The organism is Streptomyces sp. NBC_01304 (assembly GCF_035975855.1).
In the GTDB taxonomy this organism is placed as follows: Bacteria; Actinomycetota; Actinomycetes; order Streptomycetales; family Streptomycetaceae; genus Streptomyces.
Genome location: NZ_CP109055.1, coordinates 1,899,514 through 1,914,347, shown reverse-complemented (window position 1 = coordinate 1,914,347; position 14,834 = coordinate 1,899,514). Strand labels below are relative to the sequence as shown.

At 72.0% G+C, this 14,834-nt stretch carries 13 protein-coding genes; 7 read left to right on the top strand and 6 right to left on the bottom strand.

What is annotated here, in order from left to right; genetic code table 11:
• Window positions 1-3 precede the first annotated feature (3 nt).
• The 3 genes from OG430_RS08400 to OG430_RS08390 all read right to left on the bottom strand — a co-directional run bounded on the left by OG430_RS08400 (window position 4) and on the right by OG430_RS08390 (window position 3,327).
• The gene (locus OG430_RS08400; RefSeq protein ID WP_327351800.1) at window positions 4-1,131 is read right to left on the bottom strand and encodes an alpha/beta hydrolase; all 1,128 of its coding nucleotides are present in this window, start codon (window positions 1,129-1,131) and stop codon (window positions 4-6) included.
• Window positions 1,132-1,309: 178 nt separating this feature from the next.
• On the bottom strand, window positions 1,310-2,314 hold the full coding sequence (locus tag OG430_RS08395) for a hypothetical protein (protein ID WP_327351799.1): 1,005 nt from the start codon (window positions 2,312-2,314) through the stop codon (window positions 1,310-1,312).
• Window positions 2,311-3,327 (bottom strand): SPFH domain-containing protein, encoded by a 1,017-nt coding sequence (locus tag OG430_RS08390; RefSeq protein ID WP_327351798.1) that lies wholly within the window; start codon window positions 3,325-3,327, stop codon window positions 2,311-2,313. Before OG430_RS08390 ends, OG430_RS08395 begins: the two co-directional genes overlap by 4 nt.
• Before the next feature lie 570 nt (window positions 3,328-3,897).
• On the opposite strand from OG430_RS08390, the gene OG430_RS08385 reads away from it, so the two are divergent.
• The 3 genes from OG430_RS08385 to OG430_RS08375 all read left to right on the top strand — a co-directional run bounded on the left by OG430_RS08385 (window position 3,898) and on the right by OG430_RS08375 (window position 7,401).
• Window positions 3,898-6,153 (top strand): ATP-binding protein, encoded by a 2,256-nt coding sequence (locus OG430_RS08385; protein ID WP_327351797.1) that lies wholly within the window; start codon window positions 3,898-3,900, stop codon window positions 6,151-6,153.
• A gap of 93 nt (window positions 6,154-6,246) precedes the next feature.
• Window positions 6,247-7,041 (top strand): sulfite exporter TauE/SafE family protein, encoded by a 795-nt coding sequence (locus OG430_RS08380; protein WP_327359000.1) that lies wholly within the window; start codon window positions 6,247-6,249, stop codon window positions 7,039-7,041.
• 45 nt (window positions 7,042-7,086) lie between these two features.
• The gene (locus OG430_RS08375; RefSeq protein WP_327351796.1) at window positions 7,087-7,401 is read left to right on the top strand and encodes a hypothetical protein; all 315 of its coding nucleotides are present in this window, start codon (window positions 7,087-7,089) and stop codon (window positions 7,399-7,401) included.
• A 10-nt stretch (window positions 7,402-7,411) separates the two neighbouring features.
• Here OG430_RS08375 and OG430_RS08370 read toward each other — a convergent pair whose 3' ends face one another.
• Both OG430_RS08370 and OG430_RS08365 read right to left on the bottom strand, forming a co-directional pair.
• Window positions 7,412-8,179, bottom strand: a complete 768-nt coding sequence (locus tag OG430_RS08370) for a crotonase/enoyl-CoA hydratase family protein (protein WP_327351795.1) — start codon at window positions 8,177-8,179, stop codon at window positions 7,412-7,414.
• A 108-nt stretch (window positions 8,180-8,287) separates the two neighbouring features.
• Window positions 8,288-9,205: a lysylphosphatidylglycerol synthase transmembrane domain-containing protein gene (locus tag OG430_RS08365; RefSeq protein WP_327358999.1), complete on the bottom strand. Its 918-nt coding sequence runs from the start codon at window positions 9,203-9,205 to the stop codon at window positions 8,288-8,290.
• Window positions 9,206-9,455: 250 nt separating this feature from the next.
• On the opposite strand from OG430_RS08365, the gene OG430_RS08360 reads away from it, so the two are divergent.
• The 4 genes from OG430_RS08360 to OG430_RS08345 all read left to right on the top strand — a co-directional run bounded on the left by OG430_RS08360 (window position 9,456) and on the right by OG430_RS08345 (window position 12,829).
• Complete coding sequence (locus OG430_RS08360; RefSeq protein ID WP_327351794.1) at window positions 9,456-11,345, top strand: ABC transporter ATP-binding protein; 1,890 nt, start codon at window positions 9,456-9,458, stop codon at window positions 11,343-11,345.
• A 154-nt stretch (window positions 11,346-11,499) separates the two neighbouring features.
• The gene (gene panD / locus OG430_RS08355; RefSeq protein ID WP_327351793.1) at window positions 11,500-11,946 is read left to right on the top strand and encodes an aspartate 1-decarboxylase; all 447 of its coding nucleotides are present in this window, start codon (window positions 11,500-11,502) and stop codon (window positions 11,944-11,946) included.
• 14 nt (window positions 11,947-11,960) lie between these two features.
• Window positions 11,961-12,305: a GNAT family N-acetyltransferase gene (locus OG430_RS08350; RefSeq protein ID WP_327351792.1), complete on the top strand. Its 345-nt coding sequence runs from the start codon at window positions 11,961-11,963 to the stop codon at window positions 12,303-12,305.
• 83 nt (window positions 12,306-12,388) lie between these two features.
• Window positions 12,389-12,829, top strand: a complete 441-nt coding sequence (locus tag OG430_RS08345) for a nitroreductase family deazaflavin-dependent oxidoreductase (protein WP_327351791.1) — start codon at window positions 12,389-12,391, stop codon at window positions 12,827-12,829.
• 492 nt (window positions 12,830-13,321) lie between these two features.
• On the opposite strand, the gene gndA is transcribed toward OG430_RS08345, so the two are convergent.
• Window positions 13,322-14,761: an NADP-dependent phosphogluconate dehydrogenase gene (gene gndA / locus OG430_RS08340; protein WP_327351790.1), complete on the bottom strand. Its 1,440-nt coding sequence runs from the start codon at window positions 14,759-14,761 to the stop codon at window positions 13,322-13,324.
• Window positions 14,762-14,834 lie beyond the last annotated feature (73 nt).

Below are 14,834 nucleotides of genomic sequence, written 5' to 3'. Positions count from 1 at the left end.
GCCCTACGACGGCGTCGGCCCCTGCATCTGCTTGCTGATCCACTCGATCGCGGGCGGCATGTTCGGCACGTAGGTGGCCGCGTTGTGGCCGCCGCCCGGGATGGTGTTGAGCATCGTGTGCACCGGGGCCTTGTCGCCGTACGCCGCGATGAACTGCTTGGCGTGGGCCAGGCCGCCCGCGTCGCTGGTGCCCGTGCCGGCCTGGAAGGCGACGTACACGTCCGGGCCCTTGTCGGCGATCAGCTGCTTGGCCAGCTTCATCGGGTTGTTGGCGTCCTGCTCCTTCTGGTGCCCCGCCCACAGCCGCGAGTCCGGCACCACGTCAGGACCCGAGGCGATGACCGCCTTGAACTTGTCCGGGTGCTGCAGGACGGTCTTCAGGCCCGCGAAGGCGCCGGTGGAGGAGCCCATGAAGGCCCAGCCGTCACGGGAGTTGATGGTGCGGAAGTTCTGCTTGACCAGGTCCGGCACGTCCTTGGCGAGCCAGGTGCCCATCTTGGGCTGGCCGGGAATGTCACTGCCGTCCCAGTAGGTGCCCAGCTCGGGGTCCTTCGGGTCCTTGTCGTGGTTCTCCGGGTTGAGCACCGGCATGGCCACGATGAACGGCAGCGACTTGCCCTGGTCCGCCCACTTGTCGATGGACTCCTCCAGCTTGAGGTCGGTGCCCATCCAGTAGTTGGTCGGATAGCCCGCGCCGCCCGGCAGCGCGATCAGCACGGGGAAGCCGCTCTTGGCGTACTTGGGGTCGGTGTACTCCTTGGGCGCCCACAGCCACACCTTGCCGGTGAAGCCGGACTTCTTCCCGGTGAAGGTGACCTCGCCGATCTTGGTGCCGTCCTGCACGGTGGCGGCGACGCGGACGTCGGCGGCGGGACCGGTGGGCATCAGGGTCTTGCCGTTGCCGGCGGTCTGCACCCCGCCGTTCCCGTCCCCGCTGCCCGCCTCGTTCGACCCGAAGGTCATCGGGTCGCCGTTGTCGGAGAACACATCGAAATGGTTCAGCACGGGCCAGGCGACCAGGCCGAGCGCCACTATGGATGCCGCCACCACGAGAAGGCGGCGGCGGGTGTGCGGCCGCCTGCGTCGGCCCTGCGGGCGCCGACGGTCGTTGCCGGGGAAGGAGTGGGTCATCCCTTCAGGCTAGAAAGACACCTTTCTCCGTTTCGTATAGAGAAGGTCAATTAATGACCTATCCGGGGAGTTGGGGGCTTAGTGCCCTGCTGATAGCGGGACTTTGGTCCTGCCGGTTCCCGTACGAGGTCATGTCGGCAGGCAGTCGCACCGGCACGTCGGCAGCCGACGGACCGGCTCACACCAGCAACCGCAGCGCCGTCTCCGCCACTCCGAGCCGCACGGTCTGCCCCCAGGCGAGCTCCAGGGCGTCCGTCTCCATCCCGTCGCCGAAGACGATCAGCCGGTCCGACTCGATGGTCAGCCGCAGCCCCTCGCCCCGGCCGAGCAGTCCCGCCACCCGTGAGGTCCCGGTGGCGGGCGACGGCCAGGCCTCCCGTACGAACCAGATCAGCCGCGCCTGCGTCGGCCCCGGCAGCTCCAGGCCCGACCCGCACTGCTGCCACACGGACCGCAGCCACCCCGTGGCCCCCGTCCCCGTGCCGACCAGCACCCCGGAGGAGGCCTGCACCTCCGGAGCCTCGTCCCCGCCGCCCGCCTCGAAGCCCTCGCCGCCCGTCCCGAAGCCCTTGTCGCCCGCCCCGAACCCCACCCCGCCAGTCCCGAACCCCTCGTTGCCCGCCCCGAACCCCACGTCGCCCGTCCCGAGCCGGTAACGGGCGGTCTGGTGGCTCGGCGGCCCGAAGTAGATCTCGTTGAGTGCGAGCAGCCGCTGGGTGTCGTCGGCGACGGCCTCCACCATGGTGAGCTCGTCGACGGCGGACCGCGCCCCGAGCGCGGCCGGCAGCAACTTCGCGGCGTCCGCGGCCCGGTGGCGCACGAGCACGCCCGGATTGCGGCCGGGGTCGGTGTCGATGCCGATCACCGGCTGGCCGGACAGATACTTCGCCGCGTTGGCCACGAGCCCGTCCTGCCCGACCACGACCACCACGTCCTCGGGCCCGAACAGGAACCGGTCCAGGTCCGCCCGCTCCACCCGCGTCTGCCGCCACTGCAGTGGCACCGCGGCCGCCACCTCGGCGAGCGCCCGCCGGGTGCGCTGATGGCGCTCGACGACCTCCTCGATGGACCGCCCGCGCGAGGAGAGGAAGAACGCGGCCTGACCGTGTGTGCCGTGCCGGGCGAGCAACTCCTCGTACTCCGTGGTGCGATGGACGAGCACGGCCCGCGGCGCGAGGCTCACGAGGCGTCGCCCTCGGCGGCCGGGCGGCCCAGCTTGGCGAGGAGCCCGGTCAGCACGTCGGGGGAGAGGGTGAGGCTGTCGATGCGGGGCAGATTCTCGGCGAACCGGGTCGCGGTCAGCGCGTTGAGGGTCGCCGCCGGGATCTCCGCGTGGGCCCGCAGCCAGGCCGACTTGGCCGTCGCCCGCGCCTCGCCGAGCTCGCGGGCCGCTTCGGCCTCCGCCTTGGCGAGGCGCACCTTGCGGGCGGCCTCGGCCTCGGCGCGTACGCCGTCCGCGGCCGCGTTCTCCTCGGCCTCGCGACGGGCGTTGGTGCCGCGCTGGTCGACCAACTGCTCCTCACGACGGGCGAGTTCGATCTTGCTGGCCAGCTCGTTCTCGGCGATGGCGCGCTCCCGCTCCACCGCCACCGCCCGCCGCTCGTACGTCGCCCGGTCGGCCTCCTGCTGGATCTCCTCGCGCGCCGGGGTGCGCAGCGCCCGCTCGACCTCGGGTTCGGGGCGGATGGCGACGACCCGGGCGGCGACCACCTCGATGCCCGTGCCGGGCAGCCGGGGCTCGGCGGCGAGGCCGTCGGCGATGCGGGCCCGGACCGCCGCGACACCGTCGACCAGGGCCGCGGACAGCGGAGTGCGGGCCAGCACGTCGAGGGCGTGCTGCTGCGCGGTCTCGGTGAGCAGCGTGGCCAGCTGCTCCAGCGGGGCGCCGCGCCAGACGCCGGTGTCCGGGTCGATGGAGAAGTCGAGGCGCTCGGCCGCGGTCGCCGGCTCGCTGATCCGGTACGTCACCGTCGCCTGCACGCTCACGTCCTGGAAGTCGGACGTCCGCGCGTGGAAGGCCATCGCCAACTCCCGGTCGTTCACCGGCACTTCGGACAGCGCGGCGGTCAACGAGCGGAACCAGAAGCTCAGTCCGGGCCCGTCGTGCACGAGCGTGCCGCGCCGGTGGTGGCGGATGTGGGCGGTGGGCGCCGAGCGCAGATGGCGCCAGCCGAAGCGGCGGGTGATGTCGGCCATGGGATCCCCTCGTCATCGTTCTCTGTCCCGGTGTTCTCAGGCCCCGGTTCCGTTTTCGTCATGTCGACGATATCGAGGCGACCGGGTTGTCGTCAAGGGGACGAAAAGTGCTCGCCGGGCGCGCGACTAGGTATACGTAGCCGGGCCCGACGGCGAAGTTACGTATACCGACAACGCGCGTACGGCGATGCGGGACGCCGCTTCCGGCGGCAGGATGACGGATGTACGGCATGAGCGAGGTCGGCTGACTTGTCGGTGAGCCAGCCGACCGTCGTCGTGCCGTCGGCGCGCCCCCGTCCCTGGCATTCCCCCCTCCTTCCGTCGGGGTCGGTGGAGCGCGCCCCCTCACCGGTTCTTCGGCCCTTCGGCCCCGGTCCGCTCCGCGCCCTTCCTCCCCGCGCGGCGCTTCTGAACAGCTGTTTCGTGTGCTCTTCGTGAACGACACGTGTCACCAACTCGGCAGGAACGTATCGTCGACAGCGCGTGACCAACGACTCTATGAGGCAGCACATGACATACGGGCTGATCCGCCGACGTCCGGGAGAACTGCCCGTGGAAGTCACGGGATTTGTGGGACGGGCAGCGGAACTCGCCGGGGTCGCCGCCGAGTTGAGGATCGCCCGCATGGTGACGGTCACCGGCCCCGGTGGCGTCGGCAAGACCCGGATCGCCCTGCGCACCGCCGCCCGGGTCGCCGAGCGGTACGAGCACGGCGTCCGCCTCGTCGAACTCTCCGAGCTGCGCGACCCCGAACTCCTGCCGCACACCGTCGCCGCCGCCCTCGGCCTGCCGGAGAACGAAGCCCGCTCCCCGCTTGACGCCGTCCTCGACCACCTCCGCGACCAGCGCACGCTGATCGTCTTCGACACCTGCGAGCACCTGGTCGACGCCTGCGCGATGCTCGCCGACATCATGCTGCGCGAGACCACCGGTGTCTCCGTCCTCGCCACCAGCCGGCAACCCCTCGACGTGCCCGGCGAACACATCTGCCCCGTCGCGCCGTTGCCCGTCCAGAGCGACGAAGGAGGCGACGCGATCGAGCTGTTCGCGCAGCGCGCCGCCGCCGTCGTGCCCGGCTTCACCGTCGACCAGGCCAACCGCGCGGACGTGGTCCGGCTCTGCCGCCGCCTCGACGGCATGCCCCTCGCCATCGAACTGGCCACCGTACGGCTGCGCGCGGTCCCCCTCGGCCAGCTCCTGGAACGCATCGAGGACCGTTTCCGCCTCCTCACCGGCGGCCGGCGCACCGCACTGCCGCGCCACCAGACCCTGCGTACCGCCATCGAATGGAGCCACGACCTGTGCACCGCGCAGGAGCAGCTCCTGTGGTCGCGGCTCTCCGTGTTCGCCGGGTCCTTCGACATAGCGGCCGCCGAAGAGGTCTGTGCGGGCGGCGAGTTGCCGCACGAGGACGTGCTGCAGTCGCTCGTCGGACTCGTCGACAAGTCGGTGGTCCTGCGCGTCGGCGAGGACGGCTCCCGCTATCGGATGCTGGACACGCTGCGCGAGTACGGCGCCGAGCACCTGGCCGTCCGCGGCGAGGAGGGAGCCGTACGCGAACGGCACTTCGCATGGTGTCTCGTGGCGGCCGAGGGCTTCGACCGGCACTTCCTCGACGACGACCAGATCGCCCGCTACCGCGAACTGCGCCGCAGACACACCGACCTCCGGGTCGCCGTGGAGTACGCGCTCGCCACCCCCGGCAAGGACCGTGAGGCCGCCGCGCTCACCGGGGCCCTCTGGGGCTACTGGCACATCGCCGGACTGCACACCGAGGGCCGCTACTGGTACCGGAAGATCACCGATCGCTTCCCGGACGGCCGCGAACGCGCGTGGGCGCTCGCACAGTCCAGCTATCTCGGCGCCTTCCAGGCCGACCCGGTCGCCCTGGAGCAGGCACAGGAGTGCGTGTCCCTCGCCGACGGCCTCGGCGACCCGGTGATCGCCGGCCGGGGCCGGGTCTATCTGAACCTCTGCCACACCTTCATGGGCCACCACGAGGAGGCGGCCAAGGCGGCGAGCGAGGCCTACGAGATCCTCGAGGCCGCCGACGACACGATCGGTCTGGTCACCCTGGAGACCCAGATAGGCCTCATGAACCACCTGATGGGCGAGTTGGACGCGGCCATCGCGGTGTGCGAACGAGGCCTGCGCCGCTTTCGCGCGGACTCCACCGAAGGGTGGGTGCGCGGCTATCTGCACTACGTGACGGGCGCGACGCGTTACCGGCGGGGCGAGTTCGGGCAGAGCGCCGAGTCCGGGCGCACCGCGCTGCGCATCAAGCACGAGCTGGGCGACGGCGTCGGCATGGGCTACTGCCTGGAGCTCCTGGCCTGGCTCGCCTCGCACGAGGAACGGCACGAGGACGCGATGCGGCTCATCGGGGCCGCCGACCCGCTGTGGCAGAACGCCGGGGCCCGGCTCGGCGGCACGGCCATCATGCTCGACCTGCACCGCACGGCGGTGGCCGCGGCCGAGCGGGCGCTGGGGCAGGCGCGGTGCGGGCGGTTGCGGGCCGAAGGGGCCGCGCAGGCGCTCGACCAGGTGGTCGCCGTGGTCACGGGCGAGCAGGAAGCGGCACCTGTCCGCGGGGACGTACCGGCACCGCGCACTGCGCGGGCGCTGCGGGACGCCGCTGCCGCGGCCGTCGCGCTGACCCGGCGCGAGCGCGAAGTGGCGCTGCTCGCCGCCGAGTCGCTGTCCAATCGGGAGATCGCCGAGCGCCTCGTCATCTCGAAGCGGACGGTCGACGCCCACTTGGAGCGGATCCTGGCGAAGCTGGGGATCGCATCGCGAGGGGAGATCGCGGGCCGGCTCCGGGGTTAGATCCGGTGGGGCCCGTATCCTCGCCGCAACAAACCAGCCCGTCCGGCGTTTGAGGACCGGGGGTCCCGGGGCAGAGCCCCCGCGACCCAAGCGATAGGGACGCTCACCATCTGGCACGACCTCACACTCTGGCAAGGCGCAGCCCTCGCGGGCGCCGCGGCGCTCGTCGGGTTCTCCAAGACCGCGGTCAGCGGCGCCAATACGGTCAGCCTCGCGATCTTCGCCGCGGTGCTGCCCGCGCGCGAGTCGACCGGAGTGCTGCTGCCCGTCCTGATCGCCGGGGACCTCATCGCCGTCCACACCTACCGCCGGCATGCCCACTGGCCCACGCTGTGGCGGCTGTTCCCCGCGGTCGGGGCGGGGGTGCTTGCCGGGACGGCGTTCATGATGTGGGCGGACGACGCCGCGGTCCGTACGTCGATCGGGGCGATCCTGCTGCTGATGGCGGGGTTCACCGTGTTGCGGCGCAGGATGGACAGGGCCGTTCAGGAAGGTACGGATGCCACCACCGGGCCCGGCCAACTGTCGCGCGGCGCCCGCGCGAAGGCCCGCTCCTACGGAGTGCTCGGCGGGTTCACCACCATGGTCGCCAACGCCGGCGGCCCTGTGATGTCCCTGTATCTGCTGTCCGCGGGCTTCAAGAAGCTGGGGTTCCTGGGGACCTCCGCGTGGTTCTTCCTGATCGTCAACTCCTTCAAGGTGCCCTTCAGCGTGGGCCTGGGCCTGATCGACCTGCGGTCGCTCGCGCTGGACGCGGCCCTCGTGCTGTTCGTGATTCCCGGCGCCTACCTCGGCAAGATCTGCGTGGACCGCATCGACCAGCGGCTGTTCGAGCGCCTGGTGATCGCGGCGACCGTGCTGGGCGGCGTGCAACTGCTGCTGCGCTGAGACCGCCCTCGAACGCGTGCGCGTGAGGGATTACGATCCTGGGCCATGAGCGCATCTGATCAAGACCAGGTCGAGGCCGCAGACGTATCCGAGCCCGCACGTGCGGCGCTCACGCCCCGCCAGGCCAGACGGATGCGCATCGCGGCGGCCGCCGTGGCGATGGCCGCGGTGGGAGTGGTCCTCGCCGTGCGCCTCAACAGCCGGGCGTCGGTGCTCGTCGTCGGGGTGTACGGGCTGTTGCTCATCCTCTGCGGCATCGTCATCGAACTCAGCCGTCGCGGCCGCACCCGGCTCGGCACCTGGGTGCTCGGCGCGGGCCTGGTCGCGGCGCTGACGGCGGACTGGGTGCTGCTGCCCTGAGAGCGCGGGCCTACTCGAACGTCCCGTGCCGCCCCGCCCCCGCCGCGAACCGGGACGCACCTTCCAGGGCGCCGCCCAACACGCCCACGCCGTGCCGCAGTTCGTTCGCCAGGCCCTGCTCCTCCGACAGGCCCTCCTGCTCCAGTACGGACGTACGGTCGTGGCGCAGACAGGCCTGCGGGAACCGGGCGATCTCCGCCGCGAGCGCCTCGGCCTCCGCCCGCGCCCGGCCCGGGGCCACCACACGGTTGGCCAGGCCCATCTCGTACGCCTCCGCAGCCGCCACCGGCCGTCCGGTCAGGATCATGTCCATCGCGCGGCTCGTCCCGATCAGCCGGGGCAGCCGCACCGTGCCGCCGTCGATCAGCGGCACGCCCCAGCGGCGGCAGAACACCCCGAACTCCGCGTCCTGTTCGGCGACCCGCAGATCGCACCAGAGCGCCAGCTCAAGGCCGCCCGCCACCGCGTGCCCGCTCACCGCGGCGATCACCGGCTTGGTCAGCCGCAGCCGGGTGGGCCCCATCGGCCCGTCGCCGTCGGCCTCGACCCGGTTGCCGCGCTCGCTGCCGATCGCCTTGAGGTCGGCGCCCGCGCAGAACGTGCCGCCCGCGCCCCACAGGACGGCCACGCGCGCCTCGTCGTCGGCCTCGAAGTCACGGAAGGCGTCCGCCAGTTGAGCCGCCGTGGGCCCGTCGACCGCGTTGCGCACCTCGGGGCGGGACAGGACGACGGTGGTGACGGGGCCCTGGCGTTCGCTGCGTACGGCGTGGTCGGTCATCGAGGGCAACTCCCTTGGAGGCGACGGCTGGAGGCGGCGGCCGGGACGACGGCGGCACAGCACAAACTACCGAGCGGGCCCACCGGCGACCCGACCCCCCGGTTCCGGCTAAAGGACCTTGAACCGTACGAGCGCACCCAGCGTGAGTGCCCCCGGCAGCAGCGGGAGCCACACGGTGATGATCCGGTACGCCACCACGACGGCCGTCGCCACGGCCGCGGGCCCGCCCGCCGCCACCAGCGCCACCACGAGCGCGGCCTCGACCGAGCCGAGGCCCCCCGGCGTCGGCACCAGCGCCACCGCCACGGTCGCCGCGAGATAGGCGAGGGCCATGTGCATGGGCGGTACGGGAAGTTCGAGCGCCCGCCCCACCGCGACCAGGCCCGCCGCCTGCAACGCCGGGAACGCGAGCGAGCCGCCCCACAGGGCGAGGGCCCGCGCGGGCCGGGCGTGCACGGACCGGGCCTCGCCCAGCGCGGTGCGCAGGAAGTCACGTACGGCGGTACGGAGTCTGCGTACGAGCAGCAGCACCGTCACCAGGACGCACACCACCGCCACCGTCACCACGAGCAGCGACTCCAGGGCCCCGCCCGGCAGCAGCGTGCCGAGCCGCAGCGCGCCCGGGAACGCGACGAGCAGCGCCGCGAGGAGGGTGATCCGGCCCAGTGCCTCGGCGAGCATGTACAGCGCGAGCGCCGCCGAGGAGCGGGCGAGCGGCAGGCCGCACACCGTCATGAAGCGGAGGTTCACCGCCCCCGCCCCGAGCCCGGTGGGCAGCATGTGGTTGGCCGCGCCCGCCGCGAACTGCGTGGCAAGGAGCCGGAACGCGGGCAGCCGCTCGACCACCGCGCCCTGCCGCGTACAGGCCGCAGCGACCCAGGCCAGACAGGTCGTCGAGCCGGCGGCGAGCAACCAGCCGGGCTCGGCGGCGGGCAGCTTGGCGAAGCCCTCGGCGAGCACGGGCCAGTGCCGCACCGCGAGCACGGCGACGAACGCGAGCGGCAGCAGACACAGGATCTGGCGCAGGGAGGGGAGCGGGAGTCGGGTGGTGGCCGGGGGGTGCGGCTTCGCCGGAAGCCGGGGCTTCTGCTCGAAGAGGCGGGGTTTCCTCACGGAAGGACAGGTTTTCCACACCGCACCAACGTGGGGTTGCGGACGGGCGTACGGGCGCTGACACGCCGGTCAACGCCCGGGAGAAGATCGCCGATTGACGAATGACCGGCAGTTCCGGCAAACCCTTGACCTCAAGTTTGCTTGAGGTCCTACGGTTCTGACCATGAGCATGGAGACCACAGCCTGGACGCAGCTGCACAGCGTGATGACCGCGCAGCAGGACCGACGCCCCTTCGCCCGCGCCACCCTGCGCCGCATCGGCGCCTTCGCCCGCCCACATCGCCGCCGAATCGTGCAGTTCCTGCTGCTCAGCGTGGTGCTCGCACTTCTCGCGGTGGCCACCCCGGTCCTCGCGGGCAAGGTAGTCGACGCCATCGTGAAGGGCTCCGACCAGGGCGTGGTGCTCCGCATCGCCGGCCTGATCGCGCTCATCGCGATCGCCGAGGCGGGACTCGGACTCCTCAACCGCTGGCTCTCCTCGAGCCTCGGCGAGGACCTGATCCTGCACCTGCGGACCACGGTCTTCGACCACGTGCAGAAGATGCCGGTCGCCTTCTTCACCCGGACCCGCACCGGCGCCCTCGTCAGCCGCCTCAACAACGACGTCATCGGCGCCCAACGCGCCTTCTCCAACACGCTCTCCGGGGTGGTCGGCAACATCGTCACCCTGCTCCTGACCCTGGCCGTGATGCTCACCCTGTCCTGGCAGATCACCCTGCTCGCGCTGGTGCTGCTGCCCGTGTTCGTGATCCCCGCACGCCGGATGGGCGCCCGGATGGCCGGGCTGACGCGCGAGGCCGCCAACCACAACGCCGCCATGGGGACGCGGATGACGGAGCGGTTCTCGGCGCCGGGCGCGACCCTGATCAAGCTGTTCGGGCGGCCCGGTGAGGAGTCCGCGGAGTTCGCGGAGCGGGCACGGCGGGTGCGGGACATCGGCGTACGCACCGCCATGGCGCAGTCCGCGTTCATCACCGCGCTGACGCTGGTCTCGGCCCTCGCCCTCGCCCTGGTGTACGGGCTCGGCGGCTACTACGCGCTGCGCGGCTCGCTCGAACCCGGCGCGGTCGTCGCCCTCGCGCTGCTCCTCACCCGCCTCTACGCGCCCCTGACTTCCCTGGCGGGAGCCCGAGTTGAGGTCATGAGCGCCCTGGTCAGCTTCGAGCGGGTCTTCGAGGTGCTCGACCTCAAGCCGCTCATCGAGGAGAAGCCGGACGCCCGCGCGGTCCCGGAGGGGCCCGTCTCCGTCGAGTTCGAGAAGGTCCGCTTCGGCTACCCGGCCGCCGACAAGGTCTCCCTCGCCTCCCTCGAAGAGGTCGCCTCCCTCGACACCCGCGGCGGCGCCGAGGTCCTGCACGAGGTGTCGTTCAAGGCCGAACCCGGCCAGACGGTGGCGCTCGTGGGCTCCTCCGGCGCCGGCAAGTCGACCATCGCGCAGCTGGTGCCCCGCCTGTACGACGCGGACTCCGGGGTCGTGCGCCTCGGGGGTGTCGACGTACGCGACCTGAGCGCGGCCTCCGTACGGGACACGCTCGGCATGGTCACCCAGGACGGCCACCTCTTCCACGACTCGGTCCGCGCCAACCTGCTGCTCGCCCGGCCCTCGGCGACCGAGGACGACCTGTGGGACGCCTTGCGCCGCTCCCGCCTGGAGGACCTGGTCGCCTCGCTGCCGGACGGGCTCGACACGGTGGTGGGGGAGCGGGGCTACCGCCTCTCCGGCGGGGAGCGGCAGCGGCTGACGATCGCCCGGCTGCTGCTTGCCCAGCAGCGGGTGGTGATCCTCGACGAGGCGACGGCCCACCTGGACAACACCTCCGAGGCGGCGGTGCAGGAAGCCCTCGGTGAGGCCCTGGCCGGGCGCACGGCGGTGGTCATCGCGCACCGGTTGTCGACGGTGCGGGCCGCGGATCTGATCCTCGTCGTCGAGGCCGGGCAGATCGTGGAGCGGGGACGGCACGAGGAGCTGCTCGCGCTCGGCGGGCGGTATGCGGAGCTTTACCGGACGCAGTTCGCGAAGGCCGACGGGGATGCGGTGGTTGAGGCGGCTTGATATTTCCGCACCCCGCCCCTTCCCGAAAGTCCTCAAGCGCCGGACGGGCTGATTCATCAGCCCGTCCGGCGCTTGAGGGGGAACAAGTATTCTGGGCGACGTCGGCGCGTACCCGCCCGCGGGACGCGACCCTCAACCCAACAGGAGTCGCACCATGCTGCGCACCATGTTCAAGAGCAAGATCCACCGCGCCACGGTGACCCAGGCCGACCTGCACTACGTGGGATCCGTGACCGTCGACGCCGACCTCATGAAGGCCGCCGACCTGCTCCCCGGCGAGCTCGTCCACATCGTCGACATCACCAACGGCGCCCGCCTGGAGACCTACGTCATCGAGGGCGAGCCCGGCTCCGGCGTCATCGGGATCAACGGCGCCGCCGCCCACCTCGTGCATCCCGGCGACCTCGTCATCCTCATCAGCTACGCCCAGGTCGACGACGCCGAGGCCCGCACCCTGCGCCCCAGCGTCGTACACGTCGACGCCGACAACCGCATCGTCGAGCTCGGCGACGACGCCTCGGCCCCCGTACCGGGCAGCGACACCTCCCGCAGCCCGCACGCGCGCGTGCCGGAGCCGGCGAGCGGGGCCCGCACCGCGTAGCGCAGACTGTGGCCATGACAGACATCAAGATCCACGACGATCGGGCGCAGGGCCGTCTCGAGGCCCGCGCCGGATCCGAAGTCGTCGGCCACATCGCCTACTTCGAGCAGTCGGAGCCCGTCCGCGCCCTGGTCGCCGTGCACACCGTGGTGGAGCCGGCGCACGAGGGACAGGGCATCGCCGGCTCGCTCGCCCGTGAGCTGTACGCCCTCGCGGGGCGCGAGAACGCCGCCGTGGTGCCGCTCTGCCCGTACGTCGCCAAGTGGGCCGAGCGCCACCCGGACGAGGCCCCGGCCGCCGCGCCGGAACTCGTCGAGGCCGCGAAGCGGCAGCTCGCCGCGGATCCCGGGAAATGGTGACCCGGGTCCAGGAAGGGACGCGCGCACTCCGGCGTTGACCCAAGTCACGGCAACGCAGGCGACGTACGACCGAAGGAGCCTCCATGGCGCAGGACGACGAGATCACCATCAGCCCCACCGGCTGGGTCGCCGACCAGGCCCGCATCTACGAGGAGTCCGGCGGCACCAAGGGCGCCACCGTCCAGGGCGCGCCCTGCCTGCTGCTCGACTACAAGGGCCGGCGCTCCGGACAGTGGCGGCGCACCGTGCTCATCTACGGCACGGACGGCGAGGACTACCTGGTCGTGGCGTCGAACGGCGGCGCCGACGAGCACCCGCTCTGGTACCGGAACCTGGAGTCCGAGCCCGAGACGCGCCTCAGGGTCGGGCCGGAGCGGTTCGAGGCGCGGGCCGAGACGCTGAGCGCCGAGGAGAAGGCGCGGGTGTGGCCGTCCCTCGTGGAGCTCTTCGCGCCGTACGCCGCGTATCAGAAGAAGACGGAGCGGGACATTCCCGTGGTGCGGCTCATCCGGCAAAAGGCCTGATCAGGGCAGGTTCGGTCATGGTCGGCGGATAGCTTCGCCGGGCGCGGGCACCCGAGGCGGGAGACAGTGGAAGGACGACCGCCCCCAGGGCCTGCGCCCGGCGGTCCAGCACCTCCCCGTTCCGCTGGAGGAACTCCCATGAGCGACCCGTATCCCGATCCCGTCCACCCCTGGCCCACCCCCGGCCCCGGTGGCCCGGTCGGTCCCGACCGGCGGCCGGAACCAGGCGAGCCGGGCAATCCGGGTGATCCGATCCCGGTCCCGGAGCCGGTCCCGCACCCCGTGCCGCATCCGGTGCCGCAGCCCTCGCCTTCGCCGGTCCCGAGCCCGCCCGGGCCGGATCCGGTACCCGAGCCTCAGCCTCAGCCGGGGCCGATCTCGTAACGCCGACGACATGGCGCTGACGACGCGGCACCGGGGCCGGGCCATACAGGCCCGGCCCCGGTGCCGCGTACGCGCTGCGCCTGTACCGCGACGCTTACGGCTCGATGCCTACGCCTCGACCTCGGCGCGGTCGCCGCCCCACAGCGTGTGGAACGACCCCTCGCGGTCCGTGCGCCGGTAGGTGTGCGCGCCGAAGAAGTCCCGCTGGCCCTGCGTCAGCGCCGCCGGCAGGCGCTCGGCGCGCAGTGCGTCGTAGTACGCGAGCGCCGCCGCGAAGCCCGGCGTGGGCACGCCCTGCTGGGTCGCCGCCACGATCACCGCACGCCAGTCGTCCTGCGCCGCGCCGATCTCGTCGGCGAAGCCCTTGTCGGAGAGCAGGCTCGGCAGGTCCGCACGCGCGTCGTAGGCCGCACGGATGCGGTCCAGGAACGCGGCACGGATGATGCAGCCGCCGCGCCAGATCGAGGCCACGGCGCCCAGGTCGATGTTCCAGTCGTACTCGTCGCTGCCGGCCTGGATCTCGTGGAAGCCCTGCGTGTACGAGACGATCTTGGACGCGTACAGCGCCTGCTCGACCTTGTCCGCGAACGCCGCCGCCTCGGCCTCCGAGAGCGGCTTGGCCGAAGGGCCCGCCAGCTCGCGCGAGGCCTCGCGCAGCGCGGTGTGGCCGGAGAGGGAGCGGGCGAAGACGGCCTCGGCGATGCCGGAGACCGGAACGCCCAGGTCGAGCGCGATCTGCACGGTCCAGCGGCCCGTGCCCTTCTGCTCGGCCTGGTCCTGCACGACGTCCACGAAGGGCTTGCCCGTCTTGGCGTCCACGTGGCTGAGGACCTCGGCCGTGATCTCGATCAGGTACGAGTCCAGTCGGCCGGTGTTCCAGGTGCGGAAGATGTCCGCGATCTGGGCGGGGGAGTAGCCCGCGACATCGCGCAGCAGGTGGTACGCCTCGGCGATGAGCTGCATGTCGGCGTACTCGATGCCGTTGTGCACCATCTTCACGAAGTGCCCGGCGCCGTCGGGGCCGCAGTGCGTCACGCACGGGGTGCCGTCGGCGGCCTTCGCGGAGATCTTCTCCAGCATCGGGCCCAGCGTCGCGTACGACTCCACCGAGCCGCCCGGCATGATGCTCGGGCCGAGCAGCGCGCCCTCCTCGCCGCCGGAGACGCCGGTGCCGACGAAGTGCAGGCCCTGCTCGCGCAGCTCCTGCTCGCGGCGCCGGGTGTCGGCGAAGTGCGCGTTGCCGCCGTCGATGATCATGTCGCCCGGCTCCAGGAGCGGCGCGAACTCGCGGATCACCGCGTCCGTCGGCTCACCCGCCTTCACCATGATCACCAGCCGGCGGGGGCGCTCCAGGGCGGCCACGAACTCCTCGGCGCTCTCGGCGGCGACGAAGGTCCCCTCGTCCCCGAACTCCTCGACGAGCGCACGGGTCTTGGCCGCGGTGCGGTTGTGCAGGGCGACCGAGTAGCCGTTGCGCGCGAAGTTGCGGGCGAGGTTGCGCCCCATGACCGCGAGTCCGGTGACGCCGATCTGGGCTGAAGTGCTCATTGACTCAAAGCTCCTGGAATCGGAAGTGCTGTCGACGGGCCAAGTATCCACTTAGGCTGCCCGGAGTTTTCCC